At 73.9% G+C, this 17,786-nt stretch carries 16 protein-coding genes; 10 read left to right on the top strand and 6 right to left on the bottom strand.

The window, feature by feature from the left end; all coding sequences use genetic code 11:
• Positions 1–9 precede the first annotated feature (9 nt).
• From J5Y04_RS22690 to J5Y04_RS22660, 7 genes are all read left to right on the top strand, one after another.
• A complete protein-coding gene (locus tag J5Y04_RS22690; RefSeq protein WP_209413921.1) occupies positions 10–1,581 on the top strand; it encodes an acyl-CoA carboxylase subunit beta in 1,572 nt (523 codons plus the stop codon).
• A 145-nt stretch (positions 1,582–1,726) separates the two neighbouring features.
• A complete protein-coding gene (locus tag J5Y04_RS22685) occupies positions 1,727–2,689 on the top strand; it encodes an LLM class flavin-dependent oxidoreductase (RefSeq protein WP_209413920.1) in 963 nt (320 codons plus the stop codon).
• The gene (locus tag J5Y04_RS22680; protein WP_209413919.1) at positions 2,686–3,942 is read left to right on the top strand and encodes an MFS transporter; all 1,257 of its coding nucleotides are present in this window, start codon (positions 2,686–2,688) and stop codon (positions 3,940–3,942) included. The genes J5Y04_RS22685 and J5Y04_RS22680 overlap by 4 nt, the downstream gene beginning before the upstream one ends.
• Complete coding sequence (locus tag J5Y04_RS22675) at positions 3,939–4,532, top strand: NADPH-dependent FMN reductase (RefSeq protein WP_209413918.1); 594 nt, start codon at positions 3,939–3,941, stop codon at positions 4,530–4,532. Before J5Y04_RS22680 ends, J5Y04_RS22675 begins: the two co-directional genes overlap by 4 nt.
• A gap of 141 nt (positions 4,533–4,673) precedes the next feature.
• Entirely contained in the window at positions 4,674–5,318 is a 645-nt protein-coding gene (locus J5Y04_RS22670; RefSeq protein ID WP_209413917.1) for an antibiotic biosynthesis monooxygenase, read from the top strand.
• 35 nt (positions 5,319–5,353) lie between these two features.
• The gene (locus tag J5Y04_RS43590; protein WP_209413916.1) at positions 5,354–6,649 is read left to right on the top strand and encodes a LuxR C-terminal-related transcriptional regulator; all 1,296 of its coding nucleotides are present in this window, start codon (positions 5,354–5,356) and stop codon (positions 6,647–6,649) included.
• A gap of 251 nt (positions 6,650–6,900) precedes the next feature.
• Complete coding sequence (locus J5Y04_RS22660) at positions 6,901–8,079, top strand: acyl-CoA dehydrogenase family protein (protein WP_245205217.1); 1,179 nt, start codon at positions 6,901–6,903, stop codon at positions 8,077–8,079.
• A 131-nt stretch (positions 8,080–8,210) separates the two neighbouring features.
• Here the strand turns inward: J5Y04_RS22660 and J5Y04_RS22655 are convergent, their stop codons facing one another.
• Together J5Y04_RS22655 and J5Y04_RS22650 are read right to left on the bottom strand one after the other, a co-directional pair.
• Positions 8,211–8,900, bottom strand: coding sequence for a response regulator transcription factor (locus J5Y04_RS22655; RefSeq protein WP_209413915.1), 690 nt, complete (start codon positions 8,898–8,900; stop codon positions 8,211–8,213).
• Positions 8,901–9,138: 238 nt separating this feature from the next.
• Complete coding sequence (locus J5Y04_RS22650) at positions 9,139–9,807, bottom strand: TetR/AcrR family transcriptional regulator (protein ID WP_307853246.1); 669 nt, start codon at positions 9,805–9,807, stop codon at positions 9,139–9,141.
• A gap of 280 nt (positions 9,808–10,087) precedes the next feature.
• Between J5Y04_RS22650 and J5Y04_RS22645 the strand changes: the two genes are divergently transcribed.
• Positions 10,088–10,747: a hypothetical protein gene (locus J5Y04_RS22645; RefSeq protein WP_209413914.1), complete on the top strand. Its 660-nt coding sequence runs from the start codon at positions 10,088–10,090 to the stop codon at positions 10,745–10,747.
• Between the two features lie 94 nt (positions 10,748–10,841).
• On the opposite strand, the gene J5Y04_RS22640 is transcribed toward J5Y04_RS22645, so the two are convergent.
• From J5Y04_RS22640 to J5Y04_RS22625, 4 genes are all read right to left on the bottom strand, one after another.
• The gene (locus J5Y04_RS22640) at positions 10,842–11,066 is read right to left on the bottom strand and encodes an acyl-CoA carboxylase epsilon subunit (RefSeq protein ID WP_209413913.1); all 225 of its coding nucleotides are present in this window, start codon (positions 11,064–11,066) and stop codon (positions 10,842–10,844) included.
• Between the two features lie 121 nt (positions 11,067–11,187).
• Positions 11,188–12,486 carry an MFS transporter gene (locus tag J5Y04_RS22635; protein ID WP_209413912.1) on the bottom strand — a complete coding sequence of 433 codons (1,299 nt, stop codon included), beginning with the start codon at positions 12,484–12,486 and terminating at the stop codon, positions 11,188–11,190.
• A 291-nt stretch (positions 12,487–12,777) separates the two neighbouring features.
• The gene (locus tag J5Y04_RS22630) at positions 12,778–14,139 is read right to left on the bottom strand and encodes a serine hydrolase (protein ID WP_209413911.1); all 1,362 of its coding nucleotides are present in this window, start codon (positions 14,137–14,139) and stop codon (positions 12,778–12,780) included.
• Positions 14,140–14,448: 309 nt separating this feature from the next.
• Positions 14,449–15,450: an acyl-ACP desaturase gene (locus tag J5Y04_RS22625; RefSeq protein WP_307853245.1), complete on the bottom strand. Its 1,002-nt coding sequence runs from the start codon at positions 15,448–15,450 to the stop codon at positions 14,449–14,451.
• 379 nt (positions 15,451–15,829) lie between these two features.
• Here J5Y04_RS22625 and J5Y04_RS22620 point away from each other — a divergent pair, with 379 nt between their 5' ends.
• Both J5Y04_RS22620 and J5Y04_RS22615 read left to right on the top strand, forming a co-directional pair.
• A complete protein-coding gene (locus tag J5Y04_RS22620; RefSeq protein WP_209413910.1) occupies positions 15,830–16,846 on the top strand; it encodes an ABC transporter ATP-binding protein in 1,017 nt (338 codons plus the stop codon).
• Positions 16,843–17,676 carry an ABC transporter permease subunit gene (locus tag J5Y04_RS22615; protein WP_209413909.1) on the top strand — a complete coding sequence of 278 codons (834 nt, stop codon included), beginning with the start codon at positions 16,843–16,845 and terminating at the stop codon, positions 17,674–17,676. The genes J5Y04_RS22620 and J5Y04_RS22615 overlap by 4 nt, the downstream gene beginning before the upstream one ends.
• Positions 17,677–17,786 lie beyond the last annotated feature (110 nt).

Here is a 17,786-nt window from a genome sequence, read left to right as displayed (position 1 = left end):
TGGCCCGGCATGCCGACGACGGAGGTCTCCGGCAGCGTCTCGGAACGCACGGCACAACTCGGCGCGCTGAAGGAACTGGTCCGGGAGGGACCGGACCGGGAGGCGACCGAACGACAGCACGCACGGGGCAAGCTCACCGCCCGGGAGCGCATCGAACTCCTCCTGGACAAGGGGAGCTTCACCGAGGTCGAGGGCCTGCGGCGGCACCGGGCGAGCGGCTTCGGCCTGGAGGCGAGGAAGCCGCACACCGACGGCGTCGTGACGGGCTGGGGCACGGTGGAGGGCCGCACGGTCTTCGTGTACGCCCACGACTTCCGGATCTTCGGGGGAGCGCTGGGCGAGGCGCACGCCGAGAAGATCCACAAGGTGATGGACCTCGCGCTCGCCGCCGGGGCGCCGCTGGTCTCGCTCAACGACGGTGCCGGGGCCCGGATCCAGGAGGGTGTCCAGGCGCTCGCCGGCTACGGCGGGATCTTCCGGCGCAACACCGCCGCCTCCGGGGTAATCCCGCAGATCTCCGTGATGCTCGGCCCGTGCGCGGGCGGCGCCGCTTACAGCCCCGCCCTCACCGACCTGGTGTTCATGGTGCGGGAGACCTCGCAGATGTTCATCACCGGCCCGGACGTCGTCCAGGCGGTGACCGGCGAGCAGATCACCCAGAACGGCCTGGGCGGCGCCGACGTGCACGGCGGCACCTCCGGCGTCGCGCACTTCGTCTACGACGACGAGGAGACCTGCCTGGCCGAGGTCCGCTACCTGCTCTCGCTGCTGCCCTCCAACAACCGCGAGCTGCCGCCCCGGGTGGTCACCGCGGACCCGCCCGACCGCGAGTCCGGTGCCCTGCTCGACCTGGTGCCCGCCGACGGCAACCGCTCCTACGACGTGCGGGCCGTGATCGAGGAGATCGTCGACGACGGCGAGTTCCTGGAGGTGCACGCCGCCTTCGCCCCCAACCTGGTCTGCGCGCTGGCCCGGCTGGAGGGCAGGGTGGTGGGCCTGGTCGCCAACCAGCCCGCCGCCCTGGCCGGCGTGCTGGACATCAGGGCCAGCGAGAAGGGCGCCCGGTTCGTCCAGTTCTGCGACTCGTTCAACATCCCGCTGGTCACCCTGGTCGACGTGCCGGGCTTCCTGCCCGGCGTGGACCAGGAGCACGACGGCATCATCCGGCGCGGCGCCAAGCTGCTCTACGCCTACTGCAACGCCACCGTGCCACGGATCTCGCTGGTCCTGCGCAAGGCCTACGGCGGCGCGTACATCGTGATGGACTCCCGCTCGATCGGCGCCGACCTGGCCTTCGCCTGGCCCACCAACGAGATCGCGGTGATGGGCGCCGAGGGGGCCGCCAACGTGGTCTTCCGCCGCGAGATCGCCGCCGCCGAGGATCCGGTGGCGATGCGCGCCCGGAAGATCGCCGAGTACCGCAGCGAGCTCGTCCACCCGTACTACGCGGCCGAACGCGGCCTCGTCGACGACGTGATCGACCCGCGGCAGACGCGGCCCCTGCTCTGCCGCGCCCTGGCCATGCTCACCGCCAAGGCCGCCGACCTGCCGCACCGCAAGCACGGCAACCCTCCCCAGTGACCCCGCGGGCGCGCCCGCCCCACCGGCGCACCACGCCACCGGCCCTGCCCACCCCGCCAGCACCACCGACCCCGCCCACCCCACCGACACCTTCAACACCACCGACACCTTTAACACCACCGACACCGGATGGAGGAACCACGCCTTGGACGTCGGGCTGCTCTTCGACCTGCGCAACCCCGCGCAGTGGCACCGGCCGTGGGCCGACCACTACGCCCGGACCCTGGAACTCTGCGAGGAGGCCGACCAACGCGGTGCCGGCGGCCTGTGGTTCACCGAACACCACCTCTTCGAGGACGGCTACCTGCCCCAGCCGCTGACCTTCGCCGCCGCCGTCGCCGCCCGCACCCGCCGGGCCCGGATCGGCACCTCGGTGGTGCTGCCCGCCCTGCACAACCCCGTCGACCTCGCCGAACAGGCCGCGCTCGTCGACCTCGTCAGCGGCGGCAGGCTGGAACTCGGGCTCGGCGCCGGTTACCGGCTGCCCGAGTACCAGCTGTTCGGCGCGGACTTCCAACGCCGCTTCGCCGGCACCGAACGGAACATCCGCGAGATCCTGCGCCTCTGGGAGGAGAAGGCCGTCACCCCCCTGCCGATCCAGGACCCGCCCCCGGTCTGGGGCGGCTTCTACGGGCCACGCGGGGCCAGGATCGCCGGGCGTCTCGGCGTCGGCCTGCTGCACATCTCGCACGCCATGTTCGGGCACTACCGGGAGGGACTGGCCGAAGGCGGCCACGACCCGCGCTCCGCGCGGGTCTCCGACCTGCTGCCCATCATCCTGGCGGAGGACCCGGAGGCGGCCTGGCACCGCGTGGCACCGCACCTCGCCCACCAGGTGAACTCCTACCGCCAGGGATCGGTGGAGGGCACCGGCCGCAGCACACCGCTGCTCACCGCGGAGGACCTGCGCGATCCCGACGCCCAGGACACCCGCGGCCTGCTGGACATCCTCACGCCCGAGGACGCGGCCGTGCGCATCCGGGAGCTGACGAAGGACCTGCCCGTCAGGCACCTCATCTTCTGGGCGAGCATCGCCGGCATGCCGGACGACCTCGTCACGGAGAACATCCGGCTGGTGACCGAGCAGCTCCCCCCACTGCTCCGATGACAGCCTCCTCCCCGCCCACCTCGTCCACCCCGTCCGCCTCGTCCACCACCGGGGAAGCCGCGGAGCCGGCGCACTGGGACGCACGGCTCTGGGCCGTCCTGCTCATCCTCTCGGCCAACATGATCCTCGACGCCGTCGAGGTCTCCCTGGTGCTCGTCGCCCTTCCGTCCATCGGCACCGCACTCGGAACGGACCTCTGGACGGTGCAGTGGCTGATGAGCGGATTCGCGCTCGGCTTCGCCGCCCTGCTCGTCCTCGGACCCAGGCTCAACGCCAGGCTGGGCCGCAAACGGGTCTACCTCGCCGCGATGCTGCTCTTCGCGGCCGCCTCCGTCGTGGGCGGACTCGCCGACGGCGCGGCCCTGCTGATCGCCACCCGGGTGGTCAAGGGCCTCAGCGCGGCGCTCACCGCCCCCACCGGCCTCGCCATCATCGGCACCACCTTCCCGAACGGACCGCAGCAGCGGCGGGCCGTCTCCACCTACTCCCTGTTCGGCGCGGCCGGCTTCACGGTCGGGCTGCTGCTGTCCGGCGCGCTCCTGGCGGCGCACTGGCGCTGGACGTTCCTCTTCCCGGCACCGGTGGCCCTGGTCCTGCTGCTCCTCGGCCTGCGGCTCATCCCGCCCGACCGGGGCCCCGCCCCGGCCCCGCGGATCACGCCCGCACTCCTGCGCAGCGGCCCGCTGCTGCGCTCCGCCGTGGGCGCGGCCACGCTCAACGGCACCTACCAGAGCCTGCTGCTGCTGCTCGTCTTCCAGACCCAGCGCCAACTGGGCTGGTCCCCCTGGCAGTCGGCGGTCGCCCTGCTGCCGGCCTGCGTGCCGCTGGCCGTGACCGTGCCCTTCGCCGGGGCTATGACGGCGCGCTGGGGCACCGCCCGGCTGGTCGCCCTCGGCGCGGCCACGCCCGTCCTGGGCTACGCCCTCTACCTGTGGCGGCCCGACGACGGCTCGTACCTCACCGCGATGCTGCCGACCCTGCTCCTGGTCGGCGCGGGCTTCGTGCTCTCCTTCGCCGCCCTCAACATGCAGGCCACGGCGGCCCTCCCGGCCGCCGACCGGGCGGCGGCCGTCCCGCTCTACCAGACGGCCGTCCAGCTCGGCGCCGTGCTGACGCTCCCGGTCACCGCGTGGCTGCTGGGCGCCCGGCACGGCCACCGCCCGGCACTGCTCTTCATCACCGCGGTCGGCGCGGCCGGCCTGCTGGCCGCCCTGACCGGACTCCGCTCCTCTCACAGACAGGTCGAACCATGACAGCTGACCAGCTCTCACTCGCCGTCATCACCGCCAGCGTCAGGGCCGGGCGGCTCGGGCCAGCCGTGGCCGACTGGTTCCTGGCCCAGGCCAAGGAACGCCCCGAGTTCGCCGTGCACGACGTCGACCTGGCCGACCACCCGCTGCCGCTCGTCCTGCCGGAGCCGGGCGGGGACATCCCGGCAAGGGCGGCCCGGGTACGCGACTCGCTGCGGGCCGTCCTCACGGCAGCCGACGCCTTCGTCGTGGTCACGCCCGAGTACAACCACAGCTTCCCGGCCGCCCTGAAGAACACCGTCGACTGGTTCTACGAGGAGTGGACGGCCAAGCCGGTCGGGTTCGTCTCCTACGGCGGCCTCAGCGGCGGGATCCGGGCGGTGGAGCAGCTGCGGCAGGTGTTCGCCGAGGTGCACACGCTGACCGTCCGGGAGAACGTCGCGCTGCCCGACGCCGGGCGGCGCTTCGACGAGCAGGGCCGGCTGGCCGACCCGGAGCCGAGCGTCCGGTCGGCCAACCTGCTCCTCGACCAGCTCGGGTGGTGGGGCCGAGCCCTGCGCACCGCCCGCGGCGAGAGCCCGTACCCGCGCTGACCCGCGGCCTCGCCGAAGCCCCCGGTACCCCGGCCGGCCATGGCGCCCCCGGCACGCCCGGGTGCGCCCGGTGCGCCCGGTGCGCCCGGCACGCCCGGCATCCCTGACACCCCGCGACCCCACCCCGGAAGGGGGACGGCAATGCCCCAGCAGAACTCGTCCGCACCGCCGGACGTCCGCCGTGCCGACAGCACGGCCGTCCACGTGGCCCAGTGGTACGTCCCCGGCCGCGCGGCCGGCGTCGAGGCCCTGGACGACGCGGCCCGGCAGTGGCGGGCCGCCGCCTGGCCGGCCGGGATCCTCTCCGCCGGCGCCTACCTCAGCACCGACGGGGACACCGTGCTGACGTACGTCCAGACGGCCGGCCCCGGGGCGCACCGCGCCTTCACCGCGGGCCTGGACGGCCTGGCCGGCGCCGCGACCGTCGAGTACACCCTGCACCACGCGATCGTGCTGGAGCCCGGAGCGCCGACGCCGGCCAGCTTCGTCGTCGCCGGCTTCGACGTCGACGGCCCTGGCCCGCAGCGGCGCATCGTGGAGGCGATCACCGGCGCCCTCGAACGCGCCCCGGCCGGGCAGCACCCCGGAATGATCTCGGCCAACTTCCACCTCAGCACCGACGGCACCCGGGTGCTCAACTACGCCGAGTGGACCAGCGACGAGGCGCACCAGGCGTTCCTCGACGGCGCGACACGGACGGCGACCCTGCGCGCCACCCACGAGACGCCCGGCGTGCGCCCGATCGGCTTCAAGCGCTACCACCTGCGCCACGGCATCACGGCCTGAGGGCCCCGTCCCTCCCCTACCGAACGGAGTGCATCGTGAAGGGCGGCAGCGACCGGCCAGCGCAGTCGCGGGCCGCCGCGGGACCGGCGGGCTCGCGCGACGGGGAGCCCGCCCCGGTCCGCACGCACGTGCCGGGGGCCGTCCGCCCGGACGAGGGCGAACGCGTCCCGCCCGGGGTGTCCGCGGCCCTGCACACCATCGCACTGGCGAACCGCGGGGAGAACCGACCCCTCGTGGTGCGGCGGGCGGAGCGGGTGCTGGCCGTGGACGAGTGGCGGGCCGACCCGCGCTGCGTGTGGCCGGCCGTGCTGAGCCTGCTCTACGCCGGGGACACCGCCTCGGCCGGCGCGCACTGCGCGCGGCTCGTCCGGGACCGGCTCTGGGCCGGTTCGGCCCGCCACCGCGAGACGCTGGCCCTGCTACGGGCCCGGCTCGGCATGCTGTCCGGCGACGCGGACCGGGCCGCGCGGCTCCTGCGCGCGGTCCTCTCCTCCGGCCGCCCGGAGACACCCGGCCTCCTCGCGGCCGCCTGGCTGGTCGAGGCACTGGTGCGGACCGGCGACCTCGAGGGTGCGCACCGGGTGCTGCTGGAGCACGGGCTGGCCGGCCCGCTCGACGCCGGACACCCGGACGGGGCGGACGTCCTGGCCGCCCGCGGCGCGCTGCACCTGGCCGCGGGCCGGTTCCGGCACGGCATCGACGACCACCTGGCCTGCGGCCGGCTGCTGGCCGCCCGCGACGTCGCCAACCCCGCCGTGGTCGCCTGGCGTTCGAGGGGCGCACTCGGGGCGGTGGCCGCCCGCAGGTACGACCTGGCACTGGCACTGGGCACGGACGAGCTCATCGCCGCCCGGAGGTGGGGGTCGGCCCGCGGCATCGGGACCGCCCTGCACGCCGTGGCCCTCTCGCGCCGGGACGAGACGTCCCCCGCACTGCTGGAGGAGGCCGTCGACCTGCTCGATCTGGCCGGCGCCCGCGGCGAGTTGACGCAGGCGCTCTACGACCTCGGGACGATGCAGGCCGAGCGGAGGGACGTGGCCGGCGGGCGGAGCCGGCTGGCGGCGGCCGGCGCGGTGGCGCGCACCTGCCGCAACGCGTTCTGGGCCCACCGGGCCGACTCCGCGCTGCGCATGAGCGGGCCGGACGGCGCCCCGCTCACCCGGCAGGAGGCCAGGATCGCGCAACTCGCCCGCGCCGGGTACAGCAACCGGCGGATCGCGGAGAGCCTCTCCCTGACCGTCAGAACCGTCGAGTTCCACCTGTCCGGCGTCTACCGCAAGCTCTCCATCTCCGGCAGGAGGGAACTCCTCGTCGCACTGGGCCAGTTCTGACGGCCCGCCGGGACCTGTGGGCCGCCCGCAGGTTCTCCGGACTTCCCTTGCCGCCCGAAGACCGGCGGTGCGAGGATCCGGACATCGGCTCGTCGACGGCGCTCCCGCCGTGACCTCCCGCGTGGCCAAGTCGCCCGCCGGACCACCGAATCCGAGACCCCGCCCGCCAGAAACAGACCTGCGCCCGTCGCCGGGACTCCGAGGACCGACGGCGGCCGCATCCGAGTCACCCACACCGGGAGGAACCCATCATGTCAACCACCGTGCCAACCCGGGGCGATCTCGTCGAGGCGGCAGGGAAGCTGGTGCCCCTGCTGCGCTCCCGGGCGCTCTGGATCGACGAGAACCGCCGGCTGCCCCCGGACGTCATCGAGGCGGTCGAGGAGTCCGGGCTGCTCCGGATGCAGGTGCCCGCCCAGTACGGCGGATACGAGTCGGACGTGCGCTCGTTCGTCGACGTGCTGGCCGAGGTCGCCAAGGGCAACAGCTCGGTGGCCTTCTGCATGTCCATCTACGCCTCGCTGACCTGGATGGTCGGCCTCTGGCCGGACGAGGCCCTCGACGAGGTGTTCGCCCGGCCCCACGTCCGGGTGAGCGGCACGACGGCGGCCACGGGCACGGCGACCCGGGTCGACGGCGGCTACCTTCTCAACGGCAGCTGGGGATTCAACAGCGGTGTGCTGCACAGCCATTGGAAGATCACCGCGGCGATGCCCGAGGGACCCGCGGGGGAGACCTTCCCGCTGTTCTCCCTCGTGCCGGTGGACGAGCTGGAGATCGTCGACGACTGGCACACCATCGGGCTCCAGGGCTCGGGCAGCGTGACCACCGTGGCGAGGGACGTCTTCGTGCCCGACCGGCGCGTGATCAGCGGCGCCGAGTTCTACCAGAACATCTCCAAGTCGCAGGTGAACGCGGTGAAGCCCGGCTACCGGGTACCGATGCTGGTCACCGCGACGGCGATGCAGACGGGCCAGCTCGTCGGCGCGGCCAAGTACGCCCTGGCGGCCTTCCTGGAACGGCTCCCCGGCCGGCCGCTGACGTACACGAGCTACCCGAGCCAGCGGGAGGCGCCGGTCACCCACCTCCAGGTCGGCGAGGCGGCCCTGCTGATCGAGGACGCCGAGGCGCGGGCCCACCGGTTCGCCGACCTGCTCGCGCGCAAGATCGACCGGGACGAGCCGTGGTCCCAGGAGGACCGGGTCTTCTCCCGGGTGCAGATCGGCTGGATCGCCAGGCAGGCCAAGCAGGCGGTGGAGATCCTGGCCGCGGCGAGCGGCGGCTCCTCGATCTTCCAGGACGTGCCGATCACCCGCATCCAGCGGGACGTCCACGCGACGTCCCTGCACTCCCTGATCACGCCGAGCACCAACATCGAGCTCTACGGCCGGCTCCTGAGCGGCCTGGAGCCCAACACGGTGTACCTGTGAGCCGCGGGCACGCGTGAGCGGATCACGTCCGCCCGCCGTGCGCGCGCACGCCCTGCCCGGGAGCGTGCGCGCGCAACGGGGCCCGGCGGCCGGTCGGGGAGGCCGTCGGGCGCGGCGCGGGCGGCCGCCGGTCAGCCGAGGCCGAAGCGGAACCCGACCCCGCGGACGGTGACGATCCAGCTGCTGCGTCCCAGCTTGTTGCGCAGCGAGCTGACGTGGGTGTCGACGGTGCGGCTCGCCTGGGCGCCCTGGGCCTGGGCCTGCGGGATCTCCCAGATCTCCGCCATCAGGCGCTGCCGGGTGACGACCACCTCGGAGTGCCGGGCGAGGTAGTACAGGAGGTCGAACTCCTTGCGGGTCAGCTCCACGGGTCTGCCGTACACCTGGACCTCGCGTGAGGCCGCGTCGATGCGGAGGGCGCCGATGGAGACGGTCGTCTTCGGGGCGGGCACCGGCCGGCGGGGTTCCCGGCGGCGCATGACGGCCTCCATGCGGGCCGCCAACTCGCGTATCTCGTAAGGTTTGTCGAGGCAGTCGTCGGCGCCCGCCCGAAGGCCGAGGACGCGGTCCTGTTCGGTGCCGCCGTCGGTCAGCGCGATCACGGGGACGGGTTCGCCGCCGCTCTCGCGGATTCTGCGGCAGACCATCAGGCCGTCCACGTCCGGCAGGTCGAGGTCGAGCAGGACGAAGTCCGCCTGCCGGTGGATCTCCAGCGCGGCCGTCCCGGTGTGGACGGTGGTGACTTCGTGGCCGTACCGCTCAAGACTGCGGGTCAGGATCATCGCTTCGTGCTTCTGGGCCTCCACCACGAGGATTCGCACGGTATCTCCCTTGGGGTAGCACGGGTCGGATTGGTTTCACGGTCGCAAGCCCCATTGCCTGCCTCCCTGCCGGTCCGGGTGACCCCGCCTCGTACCGCTCGGCGGGGACGCCCCCCGGACCGCTGTCGTCGGTTGCCGCCGGGCCGTTCCCAGGTGCCGGGACGGGACGCCGGCCGGCTCCCGGGGTTTCCGGGGTGCCGGAAGCCCGGGCCGGTGCGCGGCCGTTGGTGTCCGCTGGTCAGGGACCGGCGTGGAACGCCCGGAGGAACGTGCCCACCGCGGCGCCCGCAACGGCGCGCAGTTCGCTCTCCGGGACGATGCGGGTGCCGAGCTGCGAGCGGGCCTCCATCGGCCCGGTGAGCAGGGCGAGGAACTGCTCGGCCGCCTCGACGGGATCGCAGATCCGCAGCCTGCCGGCGAGGGCGAGCCGGGCCATCCGGTCGGCCAGGCCCTGCCTGAGCCGGTCGGAGCCGAACCCGCTGACGATCTCCAGCAGTTCGGGGAAGCGGGTGATCTCCGCCTGGAGGAGCCGGCGCAGGGCCCAGGAGCGGGGATCACAACACTGGAGCAGCAGGCGGTAGCCCACGTCCTCCAGCCGGGAGCGGACCGGTTCGGCCCCCTCGTCGCACCCGAACGTCAACTCCTCCACGATGGCCAGGTTCTCGGTCATCACCGCGTCGGCGGTCGCCGCCAACGCGGCGTGGAAGAGGTTCTCCTTGTCGCCGAAGTGGTTGTAGACGGTGTGCTTGGCGACGCCCGCCACCTCGGCGATGCCGTCCATGCCCGCGCGGGCGTAGCCCTGGTCGGCGAACACGGTGAACGCCGCGCCCAGGATCGCCTGTCGCTTGTCGATGCGTCCCCGGGAGGCCGTCCGCCTGGCAGACGCCGATGTCGCCGTTCCGTCCACCCGCGCAGCATAACTGCCGGGTTGGCAGTTCTGCATCCACGAGTTCAACGCCACTGACCGATTGGTTCCGTGATCTGCACTGATCAGTGCAAATTTCCCCGATGCCGGGGCGGTCCCTTGTCGTGCAGGTGAATTGACCTTTCGTGAAGCGGAATTGACGTTCTTTTCAGAACCCTGAGTCGGGCTTCCTAGGCGCGGGTGACGGCCGGTCGGAGAATTGTCGGTACCACGCCGTGGCCCCGCGCCGTCGTGGAGCCACCCCGACCCGAGGAGCCCGAGAATGTCCGTCACCCCTGCCCGGCGGCCCGTCATCGAGAACCCGAAGAGCGACATCGTGCTGGTCGGGACGGTGCCGGCGGACGGCCGGGAGCAGCTGGAGGTCGCGCGGGCCGTCGTCGCGCACTGGGAGTCCAGCCCCTGGCCCGCCGAACTGCTGTCGCTCACGGCCTACACGAGCAGCGACGGGGGGCCGGTGCTGACGTACGCCCAGTGGTCCTCGGAGAAGGCGCTGCAGCGGTCGCTGGGGGAGAGGGGCGGGATCTCCGACCACACCCTCGCCGGCGCCGGCGCACCGGCGTCCGTCGCCTACCGGCTGTACCGCTCGGTGCACGGGGGCGGGGTCACCGACCCGGCCCCCGTCGCCGAGTCCTTCCCCGTGGCCTTCTTCGGCGCGGAGAACGAGCAGGCCGCCCGTGAGTGGATCGACGGCCTCCTGGCGGCCGAGGAGAGGACCGAGGGCGAGGACCGCGACTACCCGGGCGGGATATCCGCGAACATGCACATCAGTGTGGACGGGACGAGCATCCTCAGCTTTTCCGAGTGGGTGTCGGAGGCCGAGGCGGTCGCCCACATCGAGGCGGTCTGGGAGCCGGTGCTGAAGGAGCTCGGCGGCACCGGCACCCTGTACCGGCACTTCCGCAGCCTCTTCCCGGAGGCCTGAGAGGCCTGAGCGGCCCGGGCGGTCCGAGCGCCCCGAGGACCGGTGCGGCCCGGCCCGTGCCCCCTGGGCGGAGGCCGGGCCGCACCGGGGCGGCTCAGCCGCCGGCGCGCTGGTACGTGCGCCAGACCCGGGGGGCGTCGAAGAGGTACACCCGCTCCAGGCGGCGCCACCGGGCCGTCGGCGCCGGTTCGTCCGCAGCCGGCGGGACGGCGCCGGCGGCCGCACGGGCGAGCAGGACGGCGACCACCGCGGCCAGCTCGTCGGGGGACGGATCGCCGCGCTCCACGCGGAGCAGGCGGGGATCGTTCGGCCCGGTCATCGCAACGTCCTTCCGGTCGAAGGGTGGTGGAGCCGGCCGGGCGACCCGGCCGGAGAAGAACGGTGGACGACGGGGGTCACCGGGGCCACCGAGGTCACGAAGGCCCCTGAGGCCACGGCGGTCACCGCAGGGCCCGCACTTCGCCGGGTGCGCCGGGGCCGTCGGCGTCCTGCCGGCCGCCGGACGGACCGTCGCGCGGTGGCCCCTGCGCGTCCCGGTCGCGCCGCTCGTACCCGAGGGCGCATACCGCGGCGGCCACCGAGCCCAGCCCGCCCAGCACGAGCCCGGAGCGCGCTCCCCAGTGCTGGGCCAGCCAGCCGACGCCCAGGGCGCCCAGCGGCGTGGACCCCTGGAGGATCAGGGTGTAGAGCGCCATCACGCGACCGCGGTACCGCGGGTCGCTGCCGAGCTGGACGCGGTGGTTGGCGGCCTGCGCGAAGTGGATGGCCGTGAAGCCCACCAGGAACAGCAGCACGGCGGCGACGGCGAACGAGGGCGCCCACCCCGTCACGCCTTCCAGGACCCCGAAGGCGAGCGCGGACCCGGCCACCAGGCGGCCCGACGGCCGGCGCCGGCGCCCGGTGGTGGCCAGCGCCGCGACGAGCGAGCCGGCCGCGAAGGCGCTGGACAGCAGCCCGAAGGAGGCGGCGTCCGCGTGGAAGACCGTCTTGGCCAGCAGCGGAAGGGTGAGCTGGAAGTTCATGCCGAACAGGCCGACCGCGGCGACCAGTGCCAGGGCCAGCAGCAGGTCCCGGCGCCCCGCGACGTAGCGCAGGCCGTCCCGCACCCGAGGGTGGGCGTGCGTGCGCGGGCCGCGCCTCAGCTCCGCCGGGCGGATCAGACGCAGGGTCGTCACCGTGACCAGGTAGCTGAGCGCGTTGACCAGCATGACCCAGCCGGTGCCCAGCGCGGTGAGGAGGAGCCCGGCGAGCGCCGGGCCGACGACGCGCGCGGTGCTGAAGTAGGCGGCGCTGAGCGCCGAGGCGTTCGGCAGCAGCTCGGCGCCGACCAGCTCGCTCACGAAGGAGAGGCGGGTCGGGACCTCGACCGCGTTGACGACGCCCAGGCCGAGCGCCAGCCCGTAGACGTGCCAGAGCCGGACTTCGTGCGCGAACACCAGCAGCGACAGCACCAGGGCGAGCGCACCGGCCGCCAGGTTGGCCACGGTGAGCAGCAGGCGCTTGTCGTGGCGGTCCGCGAGCCGGCCGCCGTGGAGGGTCAGCAGCAGCACCGGGGTGAACTGGAGCGCGGTGACGGCGCCCAGCGCGGGGCCGGAGTTGCCGGTCAGGCCGAGGACCAGCCAGTCCTGGGCGACGACCATCATCCAGGTGCCCGCCGCCGAGACGATCTGGCCGGTCGCGAAGAGCCGGAAGTTCCGGACCGACAGGGAGCCGAAGGCGCGGCCGATCAGCGCGGTCATGGGCGGGCGGTCGGGTTCGGCGCCCGCCGCGGCGCGGCGGCACTGGTCCTGTGCACGGCGGATACCTCCCCCTCGGACGACAACGGGCCGGATCTCCGTTCCAAGGCTCCACGGGACGCGGTCACCGCTCAAGGTGCGGAGGTTCAGGACTCGGTCAGGTTCGGCAAGTCCTGTGCCGCCGTGTCCGGCAACCGCCAACCGGAGGTCAGGGCGTCGTCATCGCGGCCCGCACCGCCCTCTGCGGGCCGGTGCGGGCCGCGGGGCCCGCTGCGGGCCCCGACCGGTGGCGGTCTACTTCGTGGCGGGGATGAAGAAGACGTTGTCGGGCGTCACGATCTTGGTGATGGCCTGTCCGAAGAGGGTGCTCGGCTCGATGCCCTCGTGGAGGATGTCGGTGTTGAGGAGCACGACGAGGGTCGCGCCCGTCCCGGGCATGTGGAGGACGAGGCTCTCGTACCCGGGCAGTGAGCCGTTGTGCCCCACCCACCCCTGGACGTCGAAGATGCCGAGCCCGTAGCCCGCGCCGGGGAGGCCGGTGGACAGGTACTTGGTGCGCTGCTCCTGCGTCTCGGGCGAGAGCAGCGTGCCGTCGGCGAGGTCCTCGGCCCAGCGCTTCATGTCCTCCAGGTCGGAGATCATCGCGCCGGCGGCCCAGCCCCAGCTCGGGTTCCAGTCCGCGGCGTCGACCGTCGCGCCGTTCAGGGTCTGGTTGGTGTACCCGTGTGCGTGCGGGGACGGGAACTCGGCCCCTGCGGGGAACACGGTGTCGTCGAGGCCGCTCGGCTTCGTGACCCGGTCGTGGATGAACTCGGCCAGCGGGACGCCGCTCACCTTCTCGACGAGCAGGCCGAGCAGGATGTAGTTGCTGTTGTTGTACTGGAACTGCGTGCCCGGCGCGGCGACGTTGGGGTGCTTGTACCCGTACGCGAGCAGTTCCTCGGGGGTGAAGGGCTTGGTGGGGTTCGACTCCAGTGCGGTGACGAAGCCCGGGTCCGAGGAGTACGGGAAGAGGCCGCTGCGCATCTCCGCGAGGTTGCGCACGGTGATCCGGTCGCCGTCCGGGACGCCGCTCACGTAGCGCGAGATCGGGTCGTCGAGCCCGACCAGCCCGTCGTCGACCAGCTCCAGCACGGCGGTGGCGGTGAAGGTCTTGGTCACGCTGCCGATCCGCATGTAGAGGTCGTCGGACATGGGGGCGCCGGTCTTCTTGTCGGCGACGCCGAAGGAACGGACGTACCGGCCCTTGCCCGGCAGCCACAGGCCGACGGTGACACCGGGAACGCCCGTCTGGTTCATCACCTGCTTGACGGCCGCGTCGAGCTGGGCCGCGAGCTCGGGGCTCAGCTCCTCCTGCGTGCAGTCCTCGTCGGAGGCGGTGTCGGCCGCGGCGTCGGAGCCGGCGTCGGTGTACCGGCCGCGGTCGCCGCGATGGTCGTCCCCGCGGGCGTGGCCGTGTCCGTGGTGGCCGCGGTGGTGGCCGTGCCCGTGGCGGTGGTCGCGTCCGTGGTCGTGTCCGTGGGCGGTCACCAGGCCGGGCGCGGCCGCGCTCGCGGGTATCGCCCCCACCGGGAGGAGTCCGGCGACGGTTATCGCGGCCACTGCCAGGCCACGGTAGGCCGTCGTCCTGCGTCGGTGGGAAAGCGGTCGGGTCATTTCGTTGGTCCTCGTTCCGGGTTGCGTCCAGCTCTTGAGGAGATCGTCGGCGGCAAACGCCCGCCACGACGACCCTGACGAGCTGTCCGGGTGACGAGGGGTCGGCTCCCGGACCGGATACCAGGAGGAGGCCCGGCGCGCGCGGCCTGCGCGTGCCGGGCCCGGGGTCCGGCCGGGGTGCTCCGGGGAGGTCGGGCCTGGTCAGGGGCGGTCAGGAGGCGACGGTGGCCGCCGAAAGGGTGACCACGCGCTCGAAGCGTCCGTCGAGGTGTACCGACGGTGTGTCACGGGCCTGCTCACCGGCCCGGCTCACCGATCGTGCCCGCCGCCGTTCGCACGAGGCTCGGATGCGCCGCCCGCGGCGGCCCGGCGGGCGAGGAGCGCGGCCCGGCGCTCGTCGAACCTGGAGGCCTGCGCGGTCAGGGCGTCCAGGTGGTCGCCGAGCTGCTGCTGGGCCCTCAGCCCGTCCGGGCCGAGCCCGGCGGTCTCCATGATCCTCAGGTGACGGAGCACCGGCTGGAGGACGTCGTCGTGGTGGATGCGGAGGTTGTAGACGCCGCCGAGCGCGATCCGGGCGGCGGCCCGTTCGAAGCCCGGCATGCCGTGGCCGGGCATCCGGAAGCCGGTCACGACCTCGGCCACCGCCTGCATCGCCTGGTCGGGGGCGAGTTCGAGCGCGGCCTTGAGCAGGTTGCGGTAGAAGACCATGTGCAGGTTCTCGTCGTTGGCGACCTGCGCCAGCATCCGGTCGCACACCGGGTCGCCGGACTCGTGGCCGGTGTTGCGGTGCGAGACGCGGGTGGCCAGCTCCTGGAAGGCGACGTAGGCGACCGTGTGCAGCGGCGAGTGCCCGTTGTCGGAGACGAAGCCGTTGCGCATGTGCGACATCCGGGCCCGCTCCAGGGCCGCCGGGTCCACCGCGCGGGAGGCGAGCAGGTAGTCGCGCAGCACGATGGAGTGCCGGGCCTCCTCCGCCGTCCACTGGTGCACCCAGGTGCCCCAGGCGCCGTCACGGCCGAACAGGGTGGCGATCTCGTGGTGGTAGCTGGGCAGGTTGTCCTCGGTCAGCAGGTTCACCACCAGCGAGACCCGGCCGACCTCGGTCAGCGGCGACTGCTCGGGCGACCACGGCTCGCCGCCCAGCGGGCCGTCGAAGTCCCGGCCCCGGCCCCAGGGCACGTACTCGTGCGGCATCCACTCCTTGAACACCCGCAGGTGACGGTTGAGCTCCCGCTCGACCACCTCCTCCAGGTCGTGCAGCAGGCGGGCGTCGGACAGGGCGGTGCGGGAGGGGGAGGAGGTGATGCTCACAGGTGCCGGCTCCGGGACGTCGGTTGAAACCTACGGTTGCGTAGGTAGCGTCACCGTAGGTGGGCCACCGGGCGCTGTCTGGGGTCGTTGGGCCCTTTCCGCGCACGCACCGCCGCGGTCCGGCCGGGACCAACGGCCCCCGAAGTCCCGGGACCAGCGGCGCCGGAAGTCCCTGGACCGACGGCCACCGAAGTCCCCGGCCGGCCGCGCCCGACCCGCCGGGCACCGGGCCTGGCGGGGCCGGTGGCGGGGGCCGTCCGGCCCTGTACCCGGGGGCGGCCGGCACGGCACGGTGAAGCGGTTCGCGGCGGCCCGCCGGGGGCACCATGAAGCCGCGGTCACCACGGGAGGTGGGGCGATGCCCGGCAGCGGGAGACCTGTGATCGAACTCCGGTCACTCACCAAGCGGTACGGACGGACGGTCGGGGTCGAGGCACTGGACGTCGAGGTCGGCGCCGGCGAGGTGTTCGGGCTCCTCGGCCCGAACGGCGCCGGGAAGACCACCACGCTGCGCTGCCTCGTCGGACTGCTGCGGCCCAGCGGCGGGCAGGTCCGCGTCCTGGGGCTGGACCCGGTCGCCGACCACCGCCGGCTCGCACCCGCGATCGGCTACCTGCCCGGGGAGCTGCGCCTCTACCCCGAGCTCACCGGGCGGCAGACCCTCGACCTGCTGGCCGCCCTCCAGGGCGCCGCCGTCCCGCGACAGGCCGAACTCTGCGCCCGCCTCAACCTGTCGGACACCGACCTGGACCGCGCGGTGGGGGAGTACTCGCGCGGGATGAAGCAGAAGCTCGGCCTCGTCCAGGCGCTCCAGCACCGCCCGGAGCTCGCGGTACTGGACGAGCCGACCGAGGGGCTGGACCCGCTGGTCCAGGAGACGTTCTTCGAGCTCCTCGCCGAGGAGACCGCCGCCGGCCGCACCGTCCTGCTCTCCAGCCACGTGCTGCCCGAGGTGCAGCGGGCCTGCGGCAGGGTGGCGATCGTCCGCGGCGGCCGGCTGGTGACCGTCCAGTCGGTGGCCGGGCTGCGCCGGGCCCGGGCCCGGCGGATCAGGCTCGTCCTCGGCGACGGGCGGGGTGCCCGGCCGCTCGGCGCGGCCGAACGCTGGTCACCCCGCTGGGAGGGCCCGCGGGTGGAGCTGCTGGTGCCCCCGGACGAGGTGGTGACGGCGGTGCGCGGGCTGCTCGCCGAGCAGCCGGTGGCCGACCTCACCGTCGAGGAGGCCGGCCTGGACGAGGCGTTCCTCGATCTCTACCGGACACCGGGCCAGCCTGCCGTCGGCCCGTCCGCCGAGGGCCTGCCCACGGGCGGCGCACCCACCGCTGACCCGCCCACCGCTGACCCGCCCCGCGGCGACCCGCCGGCCGAGGCCCCCGTCGAGGAGGACCGGTCATGAGCCGCGGCACGGTCAGCCGCCGGCTGCCGCTGGTCTGGCTCGCCCTGCACCGCCGCCGCCGGATGCTGCTGGCGCTGGTGCTCGGCATGGTCGTCTTCGAGGCGCTGATCGTCGTGATCACCAGCACCGTCCCGCCCGCCGACCTGTTCGGCGGCGGACGCACCCCGCCGGACGCCTTCAAGGCGTTCAGCGGATCCAACGGGGACGTCTCCATCGCCAGCTACCCCGGCCTGCTCGGGGCCGGCCTCACCCACCCGTTCTGGATCGCCCTCCAGCTCACCGCCATCGGCTCCCTGGGCGCGGCCGCCGTCGCCGCGGACGTCGAGTCGGGCACCATCGAGCTGCTGATGACCCGTCCGCTCTCCCGCCGCCGACTGCTGGCCGAGCGGACGGCGGCCCTGGCCGCGGCCTCCGTCCTGCTCAACGCCGCCGCCACCGGCACCGTGGCGGTCGGGGTCGCCCTCTCGCCGGACCTGCGCGCCGCCGTCCCGGTGGGCGGGGTCTTCGCGGCCGGGCTGCTGGGCTGCGCCTTCGCGCTCTGCCTGACCGGACCGGTGCTGGCCGTCTCGGCCGTCAGCCGGCGCCGGGCCCACGTCGTCGGCGCGACGGTCGCCCTCGGCGCGGTCGGCTTCGCGCTCAACTTCGTGGCCCTGGCGTGGTCCCCGGCCGCGCCCCTGCGCTACCTCAGCCCGTTCCACTACTACACGCCCGGCGACGCACTGGCCCACGGCAGCGTCCCGTGGACGTCGGTCGCGGTCCTCTCCGCCGTCGGCCTGGCCGGCCTGGCGGCCGCCTTCCGCCTGCTGGAACGGCGGGACCTCGCGATCTGAGCGCGGACACCGGCGCGCCACGCCTCCCGGGTGGGCCGCGCCACCCCGGCGCGCCGCTTCACCCCGGCTCGCCGCGCCACTTCCCGGCGTCCTCCCCGCCCGTGCCGAGC

This window comes from Kitasatospora sp. RG8, from assembly GCF_017813315.1.
Lineage (GTDB): Bacteria > Actinomycetota > Actinomycetes > Streptomycetales > Streptomycetaceae > Kitasatospora.
The sequence above is the reverse complement of the archived record's forward strand: the minus strand, read 5'-3'. Positions and strand labels throughout refer to the sequence as shown.

What these genes read in the sequence shown, in the direction of transcription:
- J5Y04_RS22690 (WP_209413921.1), top strand. Translation starts at nt 10, where the DNA reads ATGCCGACGACGGAGGTCTCCGGCAGCGTCTCGGAACGCACGGCACAA.
- J5Y04_RS22680 (WP_209413919.1), top strand. Translation starts at nt 2,686, where the DNA reads ATGACAGCCTCCTCCCCGCCCACCTCGTCCACCCCGTCCGCCTCGTCC.
- J5Y04_RS22660 (WP_245205217.1), top strand. Translation starts at nt 6,901, where the DNA reads ATGTCAACCACCGTGCCAACCCGGGGCGATCTCGTCGAGGCGGCAGGG.
- J5Y04_RS22615 (WP_209413909.1), top strand. Translation starts at nt 16,843, where the DNA reads ATGAGCCGCGGCACGGTCAGCCGCCGGCTGCCGCTGGTCTGGCTCGCC.
- J5Y04_RS22640 (WP_209413913.1), bottom strand. Translation starts at nt 11,066, where the DNA reads ATGACCGGGCCGAACGATCCCCGCCTGCTCCGCGTGGAGCGCGGCGAT.
- J5Y04_RS22630 (WP_209413911.1), bottom strand. Translation starts at nt 14,139, where the DNA reads ATGACCCGACCGCTTTCCCACCGACGCAGGACGACGGCCTACCGTGGC.
- J5Y04_RS22645 (WP_209413914.1), top strand. Translation starts at nt 10,088, where the DNA reads ATGTCCGTCACCCCTGCCCGGCGGCCCGTCATCGAGAACCCGAAGAGC.
- J5Y04_RS22670 (WP_209413917.1), top strand. Translation starts at nt 4,674, where the DNA reads ATGCCCCAGCAGAACTCGTCCGCACCGCCGGACGTCCGCCGTGCCGAC.
- J5Y04_RS22675 (WP_209413918.1), top strand. Translation starts at nt 3,939, where the DNA reads ATGACAGCTGACCAGCTCTCACTCGCCGTCATCACCGCCAGCGTCAGG.
- J5Y04_RS22635 (WP_209413912.1), bottom strand. Translation starts at nt 12,486, where the DNA reads ATGACCGCGCTGATCGGCCGCGCCTTCGGCTCCCTGTCGGTCCGGAAC.